This window comes from Caldimonas tepidiphila (assembly GCF_003569765.1).
Classification (GTDB): Bacteria; Pseudomonadota; Gammaproteobacteria; order Burkholderiales; family Burkholderiaceae_C; genus Caldimonas; species Caldimonas tepidiphila.
In genome coordinates this window covers 1-20697 of sequence record NZ_QXMG01000041.1, presented here as the reverse complement: position 1 = coordinate 20697, position 20697 = coordinate 1, and the positions used below count along the sequence as shown (strand labels likewise).

Below are 20697 nucleotides of genomic sequence, written 5' to 3'. Positions count from 1 at the left end.
GCGCGCGCCGCCCCCTTGCCCGCACTCCCTTGCCACCGAGAACGAGAATGAGTCATCGCTTCGCCCCCGTGCCCGCCTCCCGCCGCCGCCTGATGCAGGCCGCCGGCGCCTGCCTCCTCGCCGCGGCCGTCCCGGCCGCGCGCGCCCAGATCCACAGCCTCAACGAGGCGATCAACAAGGCCGGCCGCCAGCGCATGCTGTCGCAGCGCATGGCCAAGGCCTGGCTCGCGATCGGCCAGGGCATCGACGTGCCGCGCGCCGAGCGCGTGCTGCACGACTCGATGGCGCTGTTCGACCGCCAGCTCGTCGAGCTGAAGCTCTTCGCGCCGACGCCCGAGATCCGCGGCACCTACGACGCGCTCGAGCCGGTGTGGGGGCAGTACAAGACCGCGCTCGTCGGCACCGCGCCCGCGCGCACCGCAACGCCGGAGCTGATCGCGCTCGACACGCGCGTGCTGCAGCTCGCGCAGCAGGGCACCGCGCAGCTCGAGAAGCACTCGGGCCAGCCGGTGGGCCGGCTCGTCAACATCGCCGGCCGCCAGCGCATGCTGTCGCAGCGCACCGCGAAGTTCTTCCTGGTGCAGTCCTGGAACGTGACGCTGCCCAATGCGCGGGCCGAGTTCGACGCCGCGCGCGCGGAGTTCGTGCGCGCGCTGCGCGAGCTCGACGCCGCGCCGCAGGCCACCGCGTCGATCCGCGGCGACCTCGAGCTCGCGCGGCAGCAATGGGTGTTCTTCGAGAACGCGCTCGAGCGCGGCGCGGAGGGCAGCGCCGGCGCCACGCGCGCCGCCCAGGTCTTCAGCACCAGCGAGAACATCCTCGACCTGATGGACCGCGTCACCGGCCAGTACGCGCGGCTCGCCGCCTGAGGCCCCGCTCCACACCTACCCCACATCCTTCGAGAGCCTCCCATGAGTCAATGGAAAACCGTCTGCCGCGTCGAGGACATCCCCCTCAAGGGCGCCCGCCAGGTGCGGCGCGCGCGCGGCCCCGCCATCGCCCTGTTCCGCACCGGCGGGGACAAGGTCTACGCGCTGCTCGACCGCTGCCCGCACCGCGGCGGCCCGCTGAGCCAGGGCATCGTGTTCGGCGAGAGCGTCGCCTGCCCGCTGCACAACTGGACGATCGGCCTGGAGGACGGCTGCGCCCGCGCGCCCGACGAGGGCCGCACGCCGCGCTTCTCGGTGCGCGTCGAGGACGGCTGCGTCGCGCTCGACGTCGACGAGCTCGACCGCCTCGCGCTCGACGAGCCGTCCCATGCCGAATGCGGACATTGCGACTGACAATCCCCCTCCCCAAGCCAGCAAGGAGTTGCGCTGTGCGTGAAACCAAGAGCACCTGCCCCTACTGCGGCGTCGGCTGCGGCGTCGTCATCGAGTCCGACGGCGCCCAGATCACCGGCGTGCGCGGCGACCCGGACCACCCGGCGAACTTCGGCAGACTGTGCACCAAGGGCAGCACGCTGCACCTGACCGCCGCCGCGCCGCTGACCCGCCACGCGCGGCTGCTGCACCCGATGCGGCGCGCCGCGCGCGGCGAGGCGCCGCAGCGCGTCGGCTGGGACGCCGCGCTCGACGAGGCCGCGGAGCGCTTCGCGGGCATCGTGCGCGCGCACGGCCCCGACGCGGTCGGCTTCTACATCTCGGGCCAGCTGCTGACCGAGGACTACTACGTCTTCAACAAGCTCGCCAAGGGCCTGATCGGCACCAACAACATCGACACCAACTCGCGCCTGTGCATGAGCAGCGCGGTGGCCGGCTACAAGCAGACGCTCGGCGCCGATGCGCCACCGGCCTGCTACGAGGACGTCGACCACAGCGAGCTGATCTTCATCGTCGGCTCCAACACCGCCTGGGCCCACCCGATCCTGTTCCGCCGCATCGAGGAGGCGCGCAAGGCCCGTCCCGGCATGAGGCTGGTGGTGGCCGACCCGCGGCGCACCGAGACCGCCGACGTGGCCGACCTCTTCCTGCCGCTGCTGCCCGGCACCGACGTCGCGCTCTTCCACGGCATGCTGCACGTGATGCTGTGGGAGGGCCTGGTCGACCGCGCCTGGATCGACGCGCACACCAGCGGCTTCGAGGCGCTGCGCGAGCTGGTGCGCGAGTTCACGCCGAAGGAGACCGCGCGCATCTGCGGGCTGGAGGAGGCCGACATCGTGAAGGCCGCGCACTGGTTCGCGCAGTCGAAGGCCACGCTGTCGCTCTACTGCCAGGGCCTGAACCAGAGCAGCAGCGGCACCGCGAAGAACGCCGCGCTCGTCAACCTGCATCTCGCCACCGGCCAGATCGGCCGCCCCGGCGCCGGCCCCTTTTCCTTGACAGGCCAGCCCAACGCGATGGGAGGCCGGGAGGTGGGCGGACTCGCCAACCTGCTGTCGGGGCACCGCGACCTCGGCAATCCCGAACACCGCGCCGAGGTGGCGCGCCTGTGGCGCGTGGCGGACGTGCCGTCCGTGCCGGGCCGCAGCGCGGTCGAGCTGTTCCAGGCCGCGGCCGACGGCGAGGTGAAGGCGCTGTGGATCGCCTGCACCAACCCGGCGCAGTCGATGCCCGACCAGGCCACGGTGCGCCGCGCGCTGGAGCGCTGCGAGTTCGTCGTCGTCCAGGAGGCGTTCAACAGCACCGCCACCTGCGCTTGGGCCGACCTGCTGCTGCCCGCCACCACCTGGGGCGAGAAGGACGGCACCGTCACGAACTCCGAGCGCCGCATCAGCCGCGTGCGCCCGGCAGTGGCGGCGCCCGGCGAGGCGCGGCACGACTGGTCGATGGTGGTCGACTTCGCGCGCCGCCTGGAGCGCCGCCTGCCGCAGCGCCTGAACGGGCAGGCCACGCTGTTCCCCTACGAGACGCCCGAGTCGGTCTGGAACGAGCACCGCGAGACCACGCGCGGGCGCGACCTCGACATCACCGGCCTGAGCTACGCGCTGATCGAGCGCGACGGCCCGCAGCAGTGGCCCTGCCCGGAAGGCGCCGCGCCCGACGCGCAGGGCCGCTGGGGCCGCGCCCGCCTCTATGAGGACGGCGTCTTCCCGACGCCCGACGGCCGCGCCCGCTTCGTCGCCGCGCCCTACCGGCCGGTGGCCGAGCCGCGCGACGCGCGCTACCCCTTCAGCCTGACGACCGGCCGGCTGCGCGACCAGTGGCACGGCATGAGCCGCACCGGCCTGCTCGGGCGGCTGTTCGGCCACGTCCCGGAGCCCGCGATCCAGCTCAACCCGCAGGACCTCGCGCGGCGCGGGCTGAAGCCCGGCGAGCTGGTGCATGTCACCTCGCGCCGGGGCTCGATCGTGCTGCCGGTCGAGGGCAGCGAGCAGGTCCAGCCGGCGCAGGCCTTCATCGCGATGCACTGGGGCGAGGAGGTGCTCTCGGGACGCGGCAGCCAGGGCGAGCCGCTCGCCGGCGTCAATGCGCTGACCTCGCCCGCCTTCTGCCCCGGCTCGCGCCAGCCGGAGCTCAAGCACAGCGCGGTGAAGGTGCTGAAGGCCGAGATGCCGTGGACGCTGCTCGGCATGGCCTGGCTGCCCGAGGACGCCGCGCCGGCGGCGCGCGAGGCCCTGCGGGCGCTGATGCCGTCCTTCGCCTTCGCGAGCTGCGTGCCCTTCGGCCGCGAGCCGAGCCCGCGCGGCATGAGCGGCCTGCTGTTGCGCGCCGCCGACTACGAGCCGGCGAGCGAGGAGTTGATCGCGCGCATCGAGGGCCTGCTCGGGCTCGCCGGGCGCGAGGTGCTGCGCTACGAGGACCGCCGCCGCGGCCAGCGCCGCGCGATGCGCCTCGTGCGCGATGGCGCGGCGTCGCGGCTGGAGGCCTTCGTGCTGGCGGGCGACACCAGCGCCGAGGGCTGGATCCGGGCGCTGCTGCAGGACGAGCTGCCGGCCGACGCCTACGGGCGCGCGCTGCTCGCGCCCGGCGGCAGGCCGCCCGTCGCGGTCGCGGCGCGCGGGCGGCAGGTCTGCACCTGCTTCAACGTCACCGAGCCGCAGATCGCCGAGACCTTGATCGGCTGCGCGGGCTCGGCCGACGAGCAGCTCGCGCAGCTGCAGGGCCGGCTCAAGTGCGGCACCAACTGCGGCTCCTGCATCCCGGAGCTGAAGAAGCTGGTGCGGGGGCAGATGGCCGCGGCCTGACACGGCGGGGCGGGCGCGCTACAGTGCCCGCCTACGATGGACAACAGCCTTCCCTGCCCCGATCCGCTGCCGCTGTGGCAGGACGCCGACTACGTCGCCGTCCACAAGCCGCCCGGGCTGCTCGTGCACCGCAGCCCGATCGCGAACCGCGACGAGCGCTTCGCGCTGCAGCTCGTGCGCGACCTGCTCGGGCGCCACGTCTTTCCGGTGCACCGGCTCGACCGCGGCACCTCCGGCGTGCTGCTGATGGCGCTCAGCAGCGAGGCGGCGCGCGCCGCGGCGGAGCGCTTCGAGGCCGGCGAGGTGCGCAAGCGCTACGTCGCCTTCGTGCGCGGCTGGCCGGCCGACGAGGGCCGCATCGACCACCCGCTGCGGCGCATCGAGGAGGAGCTGCCGCGCACCGACCGCGGCGTAAACGCCGAGGCCCAGCCCGCGCTGACGCACTACCGGCGGCTGCGCCGCATGGAGTGCCCGCTCGCCGGGTTGCCCGGGACGCTGCCCGCGGGCCTCGCCGCGCCGGGACACGCCAGCCTGCGCTATGCGCTGATGGCGCTGCAACCTCAGACCGGGCGGCAGCACCAGCTGCGCCGCCACCTGAAGCACATCGCCCACCCGATCGTCGGCGACGCGAGCTACGGCAAGGGCGTGCACAACCGCTGGTGGGCCGCTCGCCTGGGCCTGCAGCGCCTGTGGCTGCATGCCGAGGCGCTGGAGCTGCCGCACCCGCGCGACGGCACGCCGCTGCGCCTGGAATCGCCGCTGGCGGCCCCCTTCAACATGGATTGGCAGCGGCTGCTCGAGCAGCCCGACTGGCTGCCACCGGCGCCGCGCTGAGCCGCAGCGAGCGGGGAGGCGGAATCAGCCCGCGTCGTCCGGCAGCCAGGTCACCGAGAGCTGCGGCACGCCCGGCGGCGCCCAGGCGCGCGCATCGATGCCGAGCCCCGGCACGTAGAGGAGTTGCCCGCCCTGCCACAGCAGGGGGCCGCCGCGCAGCCAGGCCGGCACGCCGAGCGCCTGGTACTGCTTCTTCAGCGAACGGGCCGGTCGCGCGGGTGCGAACTGGAACTGCTCGCCGCCCTGCCGTGGCGCGAGGCGCACCGCCGCGAGCCGCGCGGGCTCGATCCCCTTCTCCGCGACCGGCTCGACCCGCAGCACGCCCGGCCAGCCGCGCGCGCGGTGGTCGCCGGGCCGGTCCAGGCGCAGCAGCGGCCTTGCAGACTCGTCCGGCGTGCCGTCGTCCGTGAACGCCTCCGGGGCGGCAGGCCCCGTACTTCCGCTTCCCGGTCGTGGCGCCGCCCGCCAGGACAAGCCCCCCCGGTAGCACTCGAGCGCGCCGTCGGCCATCGGCCAGCGCGCGGCGCGGCCGCCCGGCAGCTCCATCATCAGCCGCTCGCAGAGCGTCGCCGGCAGCGCCCGGCCGGCGGCGGAACGAAACCAGGCACGCAGCGCGTTGCGGGCACGATGCGCCGGCAGCGCCAGCAGCCCGGCCACGTCGAGGCCCTGAGGCGTGCGCAGTCCCTGCAGGTCGATGCCGGCCAGGTCGGCCAGGCAGGCGCGCACCTCCTGGGCGCGGCGCGCGCTGTCGGCGAGCGTCGCCTCGGCACTCGGGAAGGCCGTGGCGAGCGCCGGCCAGACCGCGTGCCGCAGCCGGTTGCGCGCAAGCCGCGTGTCGGCATTGCTGCCGTCGTCCACGTAGGGGAGCGCGTGCTGCGCGACGTAGGCCTCGATCGCCTCGCGCGGCCGCTCGAGCCAGGGCCGCACCCAGAGGATGCCGTCGCGCCCGATCGCGCGCGGCATCGCGGCGAGGCCGGCGGCGCCGGCGCCGCGCAGCGCCTGCAGCAGGAAGGTCTCGGCCTGGTCGCGGCGGTGATGCGCCAGCCAGACCTCGGCGGCGCCGTGCCCCAGCGCCATCTCGCGCAACGCGGCATAGCGCGCGCGCCGCGCCTCGGCCTCGACGCTGTCGCCCGCACGCAGCCGTAGCGCGAGGCGGCGGTGCTCGAAGCGCAGCGGCAGGCCCTCGTGCCGCCAGCGCGCCGCGAGCCGCTCGCAGTGTGCGAGCCAGTCGTCGGCGTCCGGCTGCAGGCCGTGGTGGACGTGCAGCGCGAGGACCTCGGGGTATCCGAGCGAATGCGCCGCGTGGACGGTCGCATGCAGCAAGGCGGTGGAGTCCCGCCCTCCGCTCCAGGCCACCGCCACCACGCCCGGCGCGGCGGCGGCGTCCCGGCTCATCAGCGTTCTTTGGTGTCGGTGAAGCGGCCGTAGCCCTGCAGCCGCTCGTAGCGCGCCTGCAGCAGCTCCTTCGGCTTGAGGTCGCTGACCTGGCGCAGCGCGTCATTGAGCGCGCGCTTCAGGTAGGCCGCCATCTGCTTCGGGTCGCGGTGCGCACCGCCGACCGGCTCGTTGACGATCTTGTCCACGAGGCCCAGCGCCTTGAGGCGGTGCGCGGTGATGCCGAGCGCCTCGGCGGCGTCCGACGCGCGCTCGGCGGTCTTCCACAGGATCGACGCGCAGCCCTCGGGGGAGATCACCGAGTAGACGGAGTACTGCAGCATCAGCACCTGGTCCCCGACGCTGATCGCCAGCGCCCCGCCCGAGCCGCCCTCGCCGATGATGGTGGCGATGATCGGCACCTCCAGCTGCGCCATCTCGAAGATGTTGCGGCCGATCGCCTCGGACTGGCCGCGCTCCTCGGCGCCGATGCCGGGATAGGCGCCCGGCGTGTCGACGAAGGTGAACACCGGCAGGCCGAACTTCTCGGCCAGCTTCATCAGGCGCAGCGCCTTGCGGTAGCCCTCGGGGCGCGACATGCCGAAGTTGCGCGCGGCGCGTTCCTTGGTGTCACGGCCCTTCTGGTGGCCGATCACCATGCAGGGCTGGCCGTTGAAGCGCGCGATGCCGCCGACGATGGACTTGTCGTCCGCGAAGGCGCGGTCGCCGTGCAACTCCTCGAACTCGGTGAAGATCTCGGCCACGTAGTCCAGCGTGTAGGGACGCTGCGCATGGCGCGCGATCTGCGTCACCTGCCAGGGCGTGAGGCGCGAGTAGATGTCCTTCGTGAGCTGCTGGCTCTTCTTGCTGAGGCGGTCGATCTCCTCGGAGATGTCGACCGCGGACTCGCTCTGCACGTAGCGCAGCTCGTCGATCTTGGATTCGAGCTCGGCAATCGGCTGCTCGAACTCGAGGAAGTGTTTCTTGCTCATCCACTGATCCCGTCGTCAGACGAAAATCCGCCCGACCCGCGTCGCCGGTGGCAAGGCGAGGTTCGGACGACAGAAAGCCGGTCGCGCAGGGACCGGGCGCCTTTCAGTACTCCACCGGCAGGGGGTCGAGGCTGCGCCAAATGTACCATGTCGCAACCGAGCGAAACGGCGCCCAGGCCTCGCCGACCTCGCGCGCCTCGGCGCGCGACACCGGCTCGCCGCTGAAGTAGTTCTGGCTGATGCCCTTGAGCAGCCCCACGTCGTCGAGCGGCAGCACGTTCGGCCGCATCAGGTGGAAGATCAGGAACATCTCGGCAGTCCAGCGGCCGATGCCGCGGATCGCCACCAGCTCATCGATGATCGCCTCGTCGTCCATCGACTTCCACGAGCGCACATGCACCGCGCCCGACTCGAAGTGGCTCGCGAGGTCGAGCAGGTACTCCACCTTGCGCGCCGACAGCCCGGCCGCGCGCATCGTCTCGGGCGCGAGCGCGAGCAGCGCCGCCGGCGCGATGCGGCTCGCCGGCCCGGGCAGCAGCGCGGTGAAGCGCTCCCACACCGCCTGCGCAGCCTTCACCGAGATCTGCTGGCCGACGATTGAGCGCGCCAGCGTCGTGAAGGCGTCGCCGCGGCTCTGCAGCCGGGCTTCGCCGAACTGCGGGATCAGCTTGGCCATCACGCGGTCTCGCTCCGCGAGATGCCCGCAGGCCTCGTCCCAATAATCAGGCGTGACGACCTTGACCATCCGGGCGCTCAGGCCTTGACCCAGGTGGTGCCCTGCGGGCCGTCCTTCAGCACGATGCCCTGCGCCGCGAGCTGCTCGCGGATGCGGTCGGCCTCGGCGAAGTTCCTCGCCTTCTTGGCCTCGGCGCGCGCGGCGATCAGGGCCTCGATCTCCGAGGCGTCCTCCGACGCCGCCCCGCCCTGCAGGTACTCGCGCGGCGCGCGCTGCAGGATGCCGAGCGTGCCGCCCAGCGCCTTCAGCAGGCCCGAGAGCTCGGCCGAGCGGCTGCGGTTGACCTCGGAGGCGAGCTCGAACAGCACCGCCAGCGCCTCGGGCGTGTTGAAGTCCTCGCACATCACCGCGCGCAGGCGCGCAGCGTGGGGCTGAGACCAGTCGATCCGGCTGGGCGGCGCGGGCGGCACCGCGTCGAGCGCGGTGTAGAGCCGGCGCAGCGCCTGGCGCGCGTCGTCGATGTGCGCGTCGCTGAAGTTGAACTGGCTGCGGTAGTGCGTGCGCAGCATGAAGAAGCGCAGCGTCTCGCCGTCGTAGCGCGCGAGCACGTCGCGGATCGTGAAGAAGTTGCCGAGCGACTTCGACATCTTCTCGTTGTCGACGTTGACGAAGCCGTTGTGCATCCAGACGTTGACGAAAGGACGGCCGCTCGCGCCCTCGCTCTGCGCGATCTCGTTCTCGTGGTGCGGGAACTGCAGGTCCATGCCGCCGCCGTGGATGTCGAAGTGCTCGCCGAGCAGCGCGCAGCTCATCGCCGAGCACTCGATGTGCCAGCCCGGGCGTCCGCGGCCGTAGGGGGCGTCCCACTTCGCGTCCTCGGGCTCGCTCTCCTTGGCGGACTTCCACAGCACGAAGTCGAGCGGATCCTCCTTGCCGTCGGCCACCGCCACGCGCTCGCCGGCGCGCAGCTGGTCGAGCGACTTGCCCGAGAGCTTGCCGTAGCCGGGGAAACGCCGCACCGCGTAGTTCACGTCGCCGTTGGAGGCCCGGTAGGCCAGCCCCTTGCGCTCGAGCGTGCCGATCAGGTCGAGCATCTGCGGCACGTAGTCGGTGGCGCGCGGCTCGTGCGTCGGGGGCTCGATGCCGAGCGCGCCGATGTCGGCATGCATCGCCGCCGTCATCTCGTCGGTGAGCTGGCGGATCGGGATGTCGCGCTCGAGCGCGCGGCGGATGATCTTGTCGTCGATGTCGGTGATGTTGCGCACGTAGGTGACGCGGTATCCCATCACCTTCAGCCAGCGCTGCACCACGTCGAACGCCATCATCATGCGCGCGTGACCCACATGGCACAGGTCGTAGATCGTCATGCCGCACACGTACATGCGGACGTGACCCGGCTCGATCGGCTCGAAGGGCTCGATGCGGCGGGAAAGCGTGTTGTAGATCGACAGCGTCATGGGTGCAGGGTTCGTCGGCGGGCGCCTCGTCCGCGTCCGCGACGAGCGCGCCCGGGACACCGGACGCGCAAGGCAGGGCCGGGCGCGCTGCCGCGGGGCAGCCGGCGAGGCTCGGGGGGAGAGGCGGGGGAAGGAAGCCGCAAAGGGCTACGATACAATCAGTCGAGTATACCGGCAGGGGCGGCCGGGTGTCGGCGGGTGCCGCGTCAGGCCCTCGCATTCCGTCGAACGCTGCACGCCCGCCCCCGTCGCACGCGGCTTGCCGGGGACGCCCTGGCGGCGCCTGCGACGGCCTGCCGCACCGCGTCCCGCCCCGTGAGGCAGGACCGCCGATCGGCGCTGCCGCGCCGGGCCTGCCGCGCTCGAACCCCCACCACCACACCGACCCGCATGAAGCCACGCACCGTCCGTTTCGCCGCCGCCCTGCTGCTGTCCGCCCTGGCCGCCGCCGCGCAGGCGCAGACCGTGAAGATGAGCACCTCGGCCGGCGACATCGTCGTCGAGCTCGACGCGGCCCGCGCGCCGAAGACCGTCGAGAACTTCCTGCACTACGTCAAGGAAGGCCACTACAACGGCACCATCTTCCACCGCGTGATCGACGGCTTCATGATCCAGGGCGGCGGCTTCACGCCGGACATGAGCGAGAAGCCGGCATCGCGCGCCGCGATCCCGCTCGAGAGCCGCAACGGCCTGGCCAACAGGCGCGGCACGATCGCGATGGCGCGCACGATGGATCCGAACTCCGCGCGCGCGCAGTTCTTCATCAACGTGTCCGACAACGCCTTCCTCGACGCCGCCAACTCGCGCGACGGCAACGGCTATGCGGTGTTCGGGCGCGTCACCAGCGGCATGGACGTGGTCGATCGCATCAAGTCCGTCAAGACCGGCCGCCGCGGCCCGCACGGCGACGTGCCGGTCGAGCCGGTCCTCATCAAGCAAATCTCCCTGGAGAAGTAAATGGCTGTCGAACTCCACACCAACCTCGGCGTGATCCGCATCGAACTCGACGCGGAGAAGGCCCCGCTGTCCGCGCAGAACTTCCTGAACTACGTGCGCAAGGGCCACTACGACAATACGGTGTTCCACCGCGTCATCAACGGCTTCATGGTCCAGGGCGGCGGCTTCGAGCCCGGCATGCAGCAGAAGCCCACCGACGCGCCGATCCAGAACGAGGCCAACAACGGGCTGAAGAACGACAAGTACACGCTGGCGATGGCGCGCACCAACGCGCCGCACTCCGCCACCGCGCAGTTCTTCATCAACGTCGCCGACAACGACTTCCTGAACTTCCGCTCCGAGACGCCGCAGGGCTGGGGCTACGCGGTGTTCGGCAAGGTCGTCGCCGGCCAGGACGTGGTCGACCAGATCCGTGGCGTGAAGACCGGCCGCAAGGGCTTCCACGACGACGTGCCGCTCGAGGACGTCGTGATCCAGAAGGCCGTCGAGGTCTGATCCCGCGGATGGCCTCGTTCCCGCCTGTGCCCGCGCCCGGCGCAGCGCCGTTCGCGCCGCAGGTCCTCGAGGCCCCGGCGCACTGGCGCTGCATCGACTTCCTGTCGGACCTGCACCTGCAGGGGGCGCAGCCGCGCACCTTCGCGGCGCTGCGCGCGCACCTGCTGGCCACCCCGGCCGACGCGGTCTTCATGCTCGGCGACCTGTTCGAGGCCTGGGTCGGCGACGACGCGGCCGACGAGGGCTTCGAGCGCGAGTGCGCCGAGCTGTTCGCGCAGCTGTCGCGCCGGCTCACGCTGGCCTTCCTGCCGGGCAACCGCGACTTCCTGGTCGGCCCGGCCTTCCTGGCGCGCAGCGGGGTGGTCGGCCTCGCCGATCCGACGCTGCTGCGCGCCTTCGGGCGCTCGCTGCTGCTGACGCACGGCGACGCGCTCTGCCTGGAGGACCGCGACTACCAGCGCTTTCGCGCCACGGTGCGCAATCCGCGCTGGCAGGCGGAGTTCCTCGCGCAGCCGCTGGCGCGGCGCCGCGAAATCGCGGCCGCGCTGCGTGCCGAGAGCCGGCAGCGCCAGGGCGGCCCGGCGCCGGACGCGGCCAGGCAGCCGGACGGGCTGGGCGCCGACGTCGACGCGCAGGCCGCGCTCGCTTGGCTGCAGGCCTGCGACGCGCCGGCGATGATCCACGGCCACACCCACCGCCCCGCCGATCATGCCCTCGCGGACGGTTGCTGGCGCCACGTGCTGAGCGACTGGGAGTTCGACGTCGCACCGGACCGCATCCGCGGCGACGTGCTGCGCCTGACCGGGGACGGCCTGCAGCGCCTGCCCGTCGCACCCTCCCCCGCCTGACGCGACGCGATGCTGGGACGCTGGTGGCGACAACTGCGGCAGGCCCGCGAGCAGCGCGTGCTGCAGCGGCGCGCGATTCCCGAGCCGCTGTGGCAGCTGACGCTCGCGCGCTTTCCCTTCCTCAACTGGCGCGACGAGGCCGACATGCTGGAGCTGCGCCGGCTCTCGACGCTGTTCCTCGACCGCAAGGAGTTCCAGGGCGCCGGCGGCTTCGAGGTCAGCGACGAGGCGGCGGTCGCGGTCGCCGCCCAGGCCTGCCTGCCGGTGCTCAAGCTCGGCATCGAGCTCTACGACGGCTTCGTCGGCATCGTGATGCACGCCGACGAGGTGCTGGCGCGCCGCGAGGTGGTCGACGAGGACGGCGTGGTGCACCAGTACGAGGAGCGGCTGGCCGGCGAGGCGATGGACGGCGGGCCGGTCATGCTGTCCTGGCGTGACGTCTGCGAGGCCGGCGACAGCGCCGGGCTCGGCTACAACGTCGTGGTGCACGAGTTCGCCCACGTCCTCGACCTGCTCGACGGCGAGGCCGACGGCATGCCGCCGTTGCCGACGCAGGCGCAGCGCGAGGCCTGGGCCGGGACGATCGACGCCGCCTACGAGCGCTTCTGCGAGGAGGTGGACGCCGGCCTCGACACCTTCCTCGATCCCTATGGCGCCGAAGGCATCGACGAGTTCTTCGCCGTCGCGTCCGAATCCTTCTTCGTCAGCCCGCGCGGTTTCGCCCGGGAGCACCCCGAGCTCTACCGGCTGCTGGCCGGCTACTTCCGTCAGGACCCGGCCGCGTTCGCCGACGCATGAAAAAACCCGGCACGGGGCCGGGTTCAGGGATCGGGAGGCGGCGGCCCTCGGGGGCCGCCCCTTCGCTCGCCGTCAGGCGGTGGCGGGCTCCGCCTTCGGCTTGTCGCTGCGGCGGGCCGGCTGGATGTCCAGCACCACCTCCTCCTTGTCGTCGAGGTCCACCGTGAGGCGACCGCCGTCGACCAGGCGGCCGAACAGCAGCTCGTCGGCCAGCGCGCGACGGATCGTGTCCTGGATCAGGCGCTGCATCGGGCGCGCGCCCATCAGCGGATCGAAGCCCTTGCGCGCCAGGTGCTTGCGCAGCGCGTCGGAGAAGGCGACCTCGACCTTCTTCTCGGCCAGCTGCGTCTCGAGCTGGAGCAGGAACTTGTCCACCACCCGCAGGATGATCTCCTCGTCGAGCGCACGGAAGTTGATGATCGCGTCGAGCCGGTTGCGGAACTCGGGCGTGAACAGCCGCTTGATGTCGGCCATCTCGTCGCCCTGCTCGCGGCTGTTGGTGAAGCCGATCACCGCCTTCTGCATCGTCTCGGCGCCCGCGTTGGTCGTCATGATGATCACGACGTTGCGGAAGTCGGCCTTGCGCCCGTTGTTGTCGGTCAGCGAGCCGTGGTCCATCACCTGCAGCAGCACGTTGAAGACGTCCGGATGCGCCTTCTCGATCTCGTCGAGCAGCAGCACCGCGTGCGGCTTCTTCGTGATCGCCTCGGTCAGCAGGCCGCCCTGGTCGAAGCCGACATAGCCCGGAGGCGCGCCGATCAGGCGGCTGACCGCGTGGCGCTCCATGTACTCCGACATGTCGAAGCGGATCAGGTCGATGCCCAGGATGTAGGCGAGCTGCTTCGCGACCTCGGTCTTGCCGACGCCGGTCGGGCCGCTGAACAGGAAGGAGCCGATCGGCTTGTCCGGCTTGCCCAGGCCCGAGCGCGCCATCTTGATGGCGGCCGCCAGCGCGTCGATCGCGGCGTCCTGGCCGAACACCACGCTGCGCAGGTCGCGGTCGAGGTTGCGCAGCTTCGAGCGGTCGTCGTTGGAGACGCTCGCCGGCGGAATGCGCGCGATCTTGGCGACGATCTCCTCGACCTCGGCGCGCGTGATGGTCTTCTTCTGCTTGCTCTTGGGCAGGATGCGCTGCGCCGCGCCCGCCTCGTCGATCACGTCGATCGCCTTGTCGGGAAGGTGACGGTCGTTGATGAATTTGGCGGAAAGCTCCGCCGCCGCCTGCAGCGCGCCCATCGCGTACTTGACGCTGTGGTGCTCCTCGAAGCGCGACTTCAGGCCCTTGAGGATCTCCACGGTCTGCTCGACCGAGGGCTCGACCACGTCGATCTTCTGGAAGCGCCGCGACAGCGCCGCGTCCTTCTCGAAGATGCCGCGGTACTCGCTGAAGGTGGTCGCGCCGATGCACTTCATCTGGCCCGAGCTGAGCGCGGGCTTGAGCAGGTTGCTCGCGTCGAGCGTGCCGCCCGATGCGGCGCCGGCGCCGATCAGCGTGTGGATCTCGTCGATGAACAGCACCGCGCCCGGCTGGTCCTTCAGCGCCTTGAGCACCGCCTTCAGGCGCTGCTCGAAGTCGCCGCGGTACTTGGTACCGGCCAGCAGCGCGCCCATGTCGAGCGCGTAGACGGTCGAGTCGGCGAGCACCTCGGGCACGTCGTTCTCGGTGATGCGCCAGGCCAGGCCCTCGGCGATCGCGGTCTTGCCGACACCGGCCTCGCCGACCAGCAGCGGGTTGTTCTTGCGCCGGCGGCACAGCACCTGGATCACGCGCTCGACCTCGTGCTCGCGGCCGATCAGGGGATCGATCTTGCCCTCGCGCGCCAGCTGGTTCAGGTTCTGGGTGAACTGCTCCAGCGGCGAGCCCTTGCCGTCGGACTCCTCCTTCTCGGCCTCGGGCGCGGCACCGTCGCTCGGACGCGGGGTCTCGGGCGGATCGGACTTCTTGATGCCGTGCGCGATGTAGTTGACGACGTCGAGGCGCGTCACGCCCTGCTGATGCAGGTAGTAGACCGCGTGCGAGTCCTTCTCGCCGAAGATCGCCACCAGCACGTTCGCGCCGGTCACTTCCTTCTTGCCGCTGCCGGTCGACTGGACGTGCATGATCGCGCGCTGGATCACGCGCTGGAATCCCAGCGTCGGCTGGGTATCGACCTCGTCGGAGCCACCCACCGTGGGCGTGTTCTCCTTGATGAACTGCGTCAAGCTCTTGCGCAGATCCTCGATGCTGGCCGAGCAGGCGCGCAGCACCTCCGCGGCCGACGGGTTGTCCAGCAGGGCAAGCAACAAGTGCTCCACCGTGATGAACTCATGACGCTGCTGGCGTGCCTCGACGAACGCCATATGCAGGCTGACTTCAAGTTCCTGAGCAATCATGCTGCCTCCATAATGCACTGCAAAGGATGCCCCGCGCGACGCGCGGCGGCAAGCACCAATTCAACCTTTGTGGCCGCGACGTCCTTGGTGTAGACGCCGCAGACACCCCGCCCTTCATGGTGGATCTTCAACATGATCTGAGTCGCGGCTTCCAGGTCGCGCTGGAAGAACTGCTGCAGCACCATGACGACAAACTCCATCGGCGTGTAATCGTCGTTGAGCATCACCACCTGGTACATCGGCGGTGGCTGCGTCTTGGCGCTCTGGCGCTCTGCAACGACGGAACCCTGGCCCTCGTCTGGAACGGGGCCGGGGGGGACGCGGGGCTTGTCGGGTGGGCTGGACATGATGAAGTTCATTCTAGCGAGAGCCTCTCGCAAAGAGCGTGCCTTCCATTTGACGCCAGCGCGCCCAAGGTCAAGCGCCCCCGCGAATGTGTTACAACTTCGGCTGGAGCCCCTCCCCTGGGGGTAGGACCCTTACATGGGAGGCCATATGCTGTGCCTGCACTGGGCGCTGGCTTGACACCCCTTCGCCCGCGCCCGGAGAATGACTAGCACATTAGAGTATCCAGGGAGGTGTTATGGGATTCGGCAAAGTGAAATGGTTCAACGATGCCAAGGGGTTCGGTTTCATCGAACCGGACGGGGGGGGCGATGATGTCTTCGCGCACTTCTCCGCCATCCAGATGGAAGGTTTCCGCACCCTGAAGCAGGGTGGCCGGGTGAGCTTCGATCTCGTCGAGGGCCCCAAGGGACGACTGGCGAAGAACATTCGCCCGGTCGAGGCAGTCCGCGCTCCCGCCAGCACCTTGTCGAGCAGCGACGGAACCCAGGCCGCGCTGACCGACTGACCAACGGGAAGTCCAGCCCCGCTCGGTATCTTGCGCTCAAAAGAAAAAGCCCGCTGAAGCGGGCTTTTTTGCGATTCGGATCGGCGGGATCACATGTGGTCGATCATGACCTGGCCGAAGCCCGAGCAGCTCACCTGGGTGGCGCCTTCGAGCAGGCGCGCGAAGTCGTAGGTGACCTTCTTCGACAGGATCGCCTTCTCCATGGAGCTGATGATCAGGTCGGCCGCCTCGGTCCAGCCCATGTGGCGCAGCATCATCTCGGCCGACAGGATCTCGGAGCCCGGGTTCACGTAGTCCTTGCCGGCGTACTTCGGCGCGGTGCCGTGGGTGGCTTCGAACATCGCGATCGAGTCGCTCAGGTTGGCGCCCGGAGCGATGCCGATGCCACCGACCTGTGCCGCCAGCGCGTCGGAGATGTAGTCGCCATTCAGGTTCAGCGTCGCGATCACCGAGTACTCGGCCGGGCGCAGCAGGATTTGCTGCAGGAAGGCGTCCGCGATGGAATCCTTGACGATGATGTCCTTGCCCGTCTTCGGATTCTTGAACTTGCACCACGGGCCGCCGTCGATCGGCTCGGCGCCGAACTCCTTCTGCGCCAGCGCGTAGGCCCAGTCGCGGAAGCCGCCCTCGGTGAACTTCATGATGTTGCCCTTGTGCACGATCGTCACGGAGGGCTTGTCGTTGTCGATCGCGTACTGCACCGCCTTGCGCATCAGGCGCTCGGTGCCCTCGCGCGACACCGGCTTGATGCCGATGCCGGAGGTCTCCGGGAAGCGGATCTTCTTGACGCCGAACTCGTTGGTCAGGAAGTCGATCAGCATCTTCGCCTTGTCGCTCTGCGCCTCGTACTCGATGCCGGCGTAGATGTCCTCCGAGTTCTCGCGGAAGATGACCATGTCGGTCTTCTGGGGCTCCTTTAGCGGCGAGGGCACCCCGTTGAAGTAGCGCACCGGCCGCAGGCAGACGTAGAGATCGAGTTCCTGGCGCAGCGCGACGTTGAGCGAGCGGATGCCACCGCCGACAGGTGTCGTCAGCGGCCCCTTGATCGAAACCACGTACTCCTTGAGCACCTGCAGCGTCTCTTCAGGAAGCCAGACATCCGGACCGTAGACCTTGGTGGATTTCTCACCGGCATAGATCTCCATCCAGTGGATCTTGCGCCGGCCCGCGTAGGCCTTGGCCACCGCCGCATCCACCACCTTGATCATCACCGGGGTGATGTCGAAGCCGGTGCCATCACCTTCGATGTACGGAATGATCGGCTGATCGGGAACGTTGAGCGAGAAGTCGGCGTTGACGGTGATCTTCTGCCCGCCCTCGGGCACCTTGATGTGCTGGTACATGTGAGATTGCTCCGCGCGATACGGGGTTAGGGGGATGCGTTCCGGTGTGAAAGATTTTACGGCAGGCAAGCTGTCTGCCCACTTGCATGCCGGCGACGAGTACCTCCCGGACAAAATGGCGGCACCGCGCCGGGCGGGCCGCCCCTGCCGCAAGGCGCCGGCTCAGCGACAGACCCGGGCCCCGTACTCCAGCCAGAGCGCATGACCCACCGCCCAGAACGAGGCGGAGGCTAGCGCGAGGCCGGCCACCCGGACCGCCGCCGCCCCGGAGATCGTGTTCTGCGAGGCCGCCGCCGCTGCTCCCCGTCCGCGCCACCAGAGCCAGAAGGCGGGCACGAGATGCAAGGCCAGGCCCGAGCCCGCCGCGAAGGCGGCCATCACGGCCGCGCCGCCTAGCGGGGAAGGAGCGAGCGCCGCGACCATCAGCGCGGAATACAGCAGCCCGCAGGGCAAGAAGGCCCAGAGCCCGCCCGCCGTCGCAGCGCGAAGCGCTCCCGGCCAGCGCTGCCCCGCGACCTCCAGGCGCGTCCAGCGCAGCCGCTCCCAGACCCGGCGCGCCCATCCGTCGAGCCAAGCCGGTTGTCGTCCGCTCCAGAGCAGCCAGAGCCCGAGCAATGCCACCGAGAGATGGAACATGCCCCAGAAGGGCTTGAGCAACGCGCTGTTCGCGGCGCCCCACTGGAGGGCTTGCGCCGACGCGGCGACGATCGCGCCGAGCAGGCCGTAGCCGAAGACCCGTCCGCCCTGGAAGGCGAGCAATCCCTGCTGCCGCCGAACGCCGCATCCGCTGACGACGCCCGCGGAGGCTGCGCCACACATGGCAATGCAATGAGGCCCGCCGGCGAGCCCCATCAGCAGTGCGGTGAGCAGCAGACTGGAAAGCATCAGATGATCTTGGAGAACTTCTCGCGCGTCCGATCCGCCTGCAGGTACTTGTCAAAGACCATCGCGATCGCGCGCACGAAGTACCAGCCCGTTGGCGTGACCTCGACGCCGTCCTCCGCGATCTCGACAAGTCCCATCTCGGCGAAAGGCTCGAGCCGCTCGAGCTCGGCCGCGAACTGCGCGCGGAAATCCACGAGGTAGGACAGCTCGATCGACTCGAACACCACGTGGCCCTGGCACATCAGCGCCATGATGACCGCGCGCCGCACGAGGTCGTCGCGGCTGAGCGCCAGCCCCCGCACGACCGGAAGCTGCCCTTGCCGCAGCGCGTCGTAGTACTCCGGCAAGGTCTTCGCGTTCTGGCTGTAAGTGACGCCGACCCTTCCGATGGCCGATACGCCGAGCCCGAGCAGGTCGCAGTCCGGCTGCGTGCTGTAGCCCTGGAAGTTGCGATGCAGCCGTCCCTGACGCTTCGCAACGGACAATGCATCGTCCTGCAGCGCGAAATGATCCATGCCGATGTAGTCGTAGCCGTGCTCCAGGAAACCCGAGATCGCCTGCGACAGCATGGCGATCTTGGCAGCCGCCCCCGGGAGTTGCGTGGCGTCGATGCGCCGCTGCGGCTTGAACCGCTGCGGCAGATGGGCGTAGGCATACAGCGCGATGCGGTCGGGCCGTAACTCCCCGACCTGCCGCACCGTTTCGGCAAACGACTCCGGCGTCTGGCGTGGCAGACCGTAGATCAGGTCCACGTTGATCGACTCGAAGCCGATCTCGCGCGCAGCCTGCACCAGCGAGACCACGGCCTCGCGGGACTGCACCCGATGAACCGCCTTCTGCACTTCGGCGTCGAAGTCCTGCACGCCGAAGCTCAGGCGGTTGAAGCCGAGGCTCCAGAGATGGGCCAGCCGGCTCGGCGTCACGGTCCGAGGATCCACCTCGATCGAGTACTCGCCGCCCGCGGCCAATCGGAACGACCTGCGCAAGGTGTCCATCACGCGGGCGAGTTCCGTGTCGCTGAGGAAGGTGGGCGAGCCACCGCCGAAGTGCAACTGCGACACCGGCTGCTCAGGGCCGAGCAGCGCAACGTTGAGCCCGATCTCCGTCTCCAGCGCCGCGAGGTAATCCGCCGCACGTTCGTGATGACGGGTAATGACCTTGTTGCAGGCGCAGTAGTAGCACACCGACTCGCAGAACGGGATGTGCACGTAGAGGGACAAGGGAGACAGCCGCCCGCCCACGGTTCCGACACCGCTGGCCCGCTGTTGGAGGGCTTGTGCGTAATGCGCCGAAGTGAAGGCCTCGACGAAGCGATCGGCCGTCGGATAGGAGGTGTAGCGCGGCCCGGGCACGTCGAAGCGCCGCAGCAACTCTTCGGAGAGGGGACTTTGGGAGGGGACCATGGACGCCGACTGTGCCAGAGACAGCCGCCCTTGCCTTGACATTCCTCAAGTGCGCGCGGCCCCTTCAAGGAAACAATATTGCCAGAACTTGAGGTCCATCATGCTCCAGAAAAACCAGGTCCCATCGCTAGAAACGCCTGCGTGCGGCACGGCCGAGGAAGCCGCGCCCCTTCGCGAGCGCTCGCGTTTCCCGGCCGGCCCGGCTGCTGGCTCCATAATGAGCAAGGATGAGGGTGCCCGAAAAATGAAACTGGATTCTTTCAAAGTCGCCTGCTCGAGTTGCAGCCTGCGCGAGCTCTGCCTTCCGGTGGGCCTGTCCGCACAGCAACTCGAACGGCTCGATTCCCTGATTGCCACACGCCGCTCGGTTCATCGAGGTGACGCCCTCTTCCATGTCGGGGACGCATTCCAGTCGCTCTACGCCGTGCGTACCGGCTTCTTCAAGACCTGCGTCTCGGCAGAGGATGGGCGGGACCAGGTGACCGGATTCCAGATGGCGGGCGAGCTCCTCGGCCTCGACGGCATCAGCAACGATCGGCACACCTGCGACGCGGTCGCGCTGGAAGACTCCCAGGTCTGCGTCATTCCGTACTCGCAGCTCGAAGACCTTTCACGCGAGTTCACCGACCTGCAGCATCAGTTCCACAAGATCATGAGTCGGGAGATCGTCCGGGACCACGGCGTCATGCTGCTGCTCGGAAGCATGCGTGCCGAAGAACGGCTCGCCGCCTTCCTTCTCAATCTGACGCAACGCCTGCAGGCGCGGGGCTTTTCTCCGTCCGCACTGATCTTGCGCATGACACGGGAGGAGATCGGCAGCTACCTGGGCCTCAAGCTGGAGACAGTGAGCCGCACTTTCTCCAAATTCCAGGACGACGGCTTGCTCGAGGTAAAGCAGCGGCAGATCCGCATCCTCAACGAGGACGGCCTGCGCCGGCTGGTGAACAACACAAGTTGCTGAAGACCGGGTTCGCGGCTTGATGAGTCGTGGCACGATCAGGGGCGCCTACGGGCGCCCTCTTGCATTTCGGGTTCAAGCTGTCCGATTGTCTCTAGGAGAGCACTCGTTTTCCGGAAGGGGTTCGAAGGCAGCAAAAGAGTTGGATCCGACGGCAAGGCATGTGCATCCGCGGCAGCAACGCAATCCTGCTGCAGAGTTGCGTGCCAGAGTTGGTGGCAAACACCAGCCCCGATCCGCTGGTTCAGCAAAGCAGCGAATCTTCGCCCGATTCTGCGGCCCCAAAAGCAAAACCCCCGACCGCTGCATAGCGACCGGGGGTTTG

19 protein-coding genes are annotated in these 20697 nt (G+C 69.7%); 10 read left to right on the top strand and 9 right to left on the bottom strand.

Features of this window, described 5'->3' with window-relative positions; genetic code table 11:
• Window positions 1-47 precede the first annotated feature (47 nt).
• Genes D3A59_RS18995 through D3A59_RS18980 form a run of 4 tightly spaced genes read left to right on the top strand, consistent with a single transcriptional unit; the run spans window position 48 to window position 4960 of the window.
• On the top strand, window positions 48-869 hold the full coding sequence (locus tag D3A59_RS18995) for a type IV pili methyl-accepting chemotaxis transducer N-terminal domain-containing protein (RefSeq protein ID WP_240636126.1): 822 nt from the start codon (window positions 48-50) through the stop codon (window positions 867-869).
• Window positions 870-911: 42 nt separating this feature from the next.
• The gene (nirD, locus tag D3A59_RS18990) at window positions 912-1283 is read left to right on the top strand and encodes a nitrite reductase small subunit NirD (protein WP_119156901.1); all 372 of its coding nucleotides are present in this window, start codon (window positions 912-914) and stop codon (window positions 1281-1283) included.
• Window positions 1284-1318: 35 nt separating this feature from the next.
• Entirely contained in the window at window positions 1319-4126 is a 2808-nt protein-coding gene (locus tag D3A59_RS18985) for a nitrate reductase (RefSeq protein WP_119156900.1), read from the top strand.
• Between the two features lie 36 nt (window positions 4127-4162).
• The gene (locus D3A59_RS18980; protein WP_119156899.1) at window positions 4163-4960 is read left to right on the top strand and encodes a pseudouridine synthase; all 798 of its coding nucleotides are present in this window, start codon (window positions 4163-4165) and stop codon (window positions 4958-4960) included.
• Window positions 4961-4984: 24 nt separating this feature from the next.
• Here the strand turns inward: D3A59_RS18980 and tilS are convergent, their stop codons facing one another.
• The 4 genes from tilS to cysS form a co-directional block, all read right to left on the bottom strand.
• Complete coding sequence (gene tilS, locus D3A59_RS18975; RefSeq protein ID WP_119156898.1) at window positions 4985-6355, bottom strand: tRNA lysidine(34) synthetase TilS; 1371 nt, start codon at window positions 6353-6355, stop codon at window positions 4985-4987.
• On the bottom strand, window positions 6355-7326 hold the full coding sequence (locus tag D3A59_RS18970) for an acetyl-CoA carboxylase carboxyltransferase subunit alpha (RefSeq protein ID WP_119156897.1): 972 nt from the start codon (window positions 7324-7326) through the stop codon (window positions 6355-6357). The genes tilS and D3A59_RS18970 overlap by 1 nt, the downstream gene beginning before the upstream one ends.
• Before the next feature lie 103 nt (window positions 7327-7429).
• Window positions 7430-8071, bottom strand: a complete 642-nt coding sequence (locus D3A59_RS18965; protein WP_119156896.1) for a DNA-3-methyladenine glycosylase family protein — start codon at window positions 8069-8071, stop codon at window positions 7430-7432.
• A gap of 8 nt (window positions 8072-8079) precedes the next feature.
• Window positions 8080-9459: a cysteine--tRNA ligase gene (gene cysS / locus D3A59_RS18960; protein WP_119156895.1), complete on the bottom strand. Its 1380-nt coding sequence runs from the start codon at window positions 9457-9459 to the stop codon at window positions 8080-8082.
• 390 nt (window positions 9460-9849) lie between these two features.
• Between cysS and D3A59_RS18955 the strand changes: the two genes are divergently transcribed.
• Genes D3A59_RS18955 through D3A59_RS18940 form a run of 4 tightly spaced genes read left to right on the top strand, consistent with a single transcriptional unit; the run spans window position 9850 to window position 12557 of the window.
• Window positions 9850-10416: a peptidylprolyl isomerase gene (locus D3A59_RS18955; RefSeq protein ID WP_119156894.1), complete on the top strand. Its 567-nt coding sequence runs from the start codon at window positions 9850-9852 to the stop codon at window positions 10414-10416.
• Window positions 10417-10911 carry a peptidylprolyl isomerase gene (locus tag D3A59_RS18950; protein ID WP_119156893.1) on the top strand — a complete coding sequence of 165 codons (495 nt, stop codon included), beginning with the start codon at window positions 10417-10419 and terminating at the stop codon, window positions 10909-10911.
• An 8-nt stretch (window positions 10912-10919) separates the two neighbouring features.
• Window positions 10920-11759 carry a UDP-2,3-diacylglucosamine diphosphatase gene (locus tag D3A59_RS18945; protein WP_119156892.1) on the top strand — a complete coding sequence of 280 codons (840 nt, stop codon included), beginning with the start codon at window positions 10920-10922 and terminating at the stop codon, window positions 11757-11759.
• A gap of 9 nt (window positions 11760-11768) precedes the next feature.
• Window positions 11769-12557 carry a M90 family metallopeptidase gene (locus D3A59_RS18940; protein ID WP_119156891.1) on the top strand — a complete coding sequence of 263 codons (789 nt, stop codon included), beginning with the start codon at window positions 11769-11771 and terminating at the stop codon, window positions 12555-12557.
• A gap of 72 nt (window positions 12558-12629) precedes the next feature.
• Here the strand turns inward: D3A59_RS18940 and clpA are convergent, their stop codons facing one another.
• A complete protein-coding gene (gene clpA, locus D3A59_RS18935) occupies window positions 12630-14930 on the bottom strand; it encodes an ATP-dependent Clp protease ATP-binding subunit ClpA (RefSeq protein ID WP_119156890.1) in 2301 nt (766 codons plus the stop codon).
• Entirely contained in the window at window positions 14927-15289 is a 363-nt protein-coding gene (gene clpS, locus D3A59_RS18930; protein ID WP_119156889.1) for an ATP-dependent Clp protease adapter ClpS, read from the bottom strand. Before clpS ends, clpA begins: the two co-directional genes overlap by 4 nt.
• A 224-nt stretch (window positions 15290-15513) precedes the next feature.
• Here clpS and D3A59_RS18925 point away from each other — a divergent pair, with 224 nt between their 5' ends.
• Window positions 15514-15783, top strand: a complete 270-nt coding sequence (locus D3A59_RS18925) for a cold shock domain-containing protein (protein ID WP_119156888.1) — start codon at window positions 15514-15516, stop codon at window positions 15781-15783.
• An 89-nt stretch (window positions 15784-15872) separates the two neighbouring features.
• On the opposite strand, the gene icd is transcribed toward D3A59_RS18925, so the two are convergent.
• The 3 genes from icd to hemN form a co-directional block, all read right to left on the bottom strand.
• A complete protein-coding gene (gene icd / locus D3A59_RS18920) occupies window positions 15873-17126 on the bottom strand; it encodes an NADP-dependent isocitrate dehydrogenase (protein WP_119156887.1) in 1254 nt (417 codons plus the stop codon).
• A 162-nt stretch (window positions 17127-17288) separates the two neighbouring features.
• Window positions 17289-18011, bottom strand: a complete 723-nt coding sequence (locus D3A59_RS18915; protein ID WP_119156886.1) for a sulfite exporter TauE/SafE family protein — start codon at window positions 18009-18011, stop codon at window positions 17289-17291.
• On the bottom strand, window positions 18011-19414 hold the full coding sequence (gene hemN / locus D3A59_RS18910; protein WP_119156885.1) for an oxygen-independent coproporphyrinogen III oxidase: 1404 nt from the start codon (window positions 19412-19414) through the stop codon (window positions 18011-18013). Before hemN ends, D3A59_RS18915 begins: the two co-directional genes overlap by 1 nt.
• A 217-nt stretch (window positions 19415-19631) precedes the next feature.
• On the opposite strand from hemN, the gene fnr reads away from it, so the two are divergent.
• Window positions 19632-20375 carry a fumarate/nitrate reduction transcriptional regulator Fnr gene (fnr, locus tag D3A59_RS18905; RefSeq protein WP_119156930.1) on the top strand — a complete coding sequence of 248 codons (744 nt, stop codon included), beginning with the start codon at window positions 19632-19634 and terminating at the stop codon, window positions 20373-20375.
• Window positions 20376-20697: the final 322 nt, after the last annotated feature.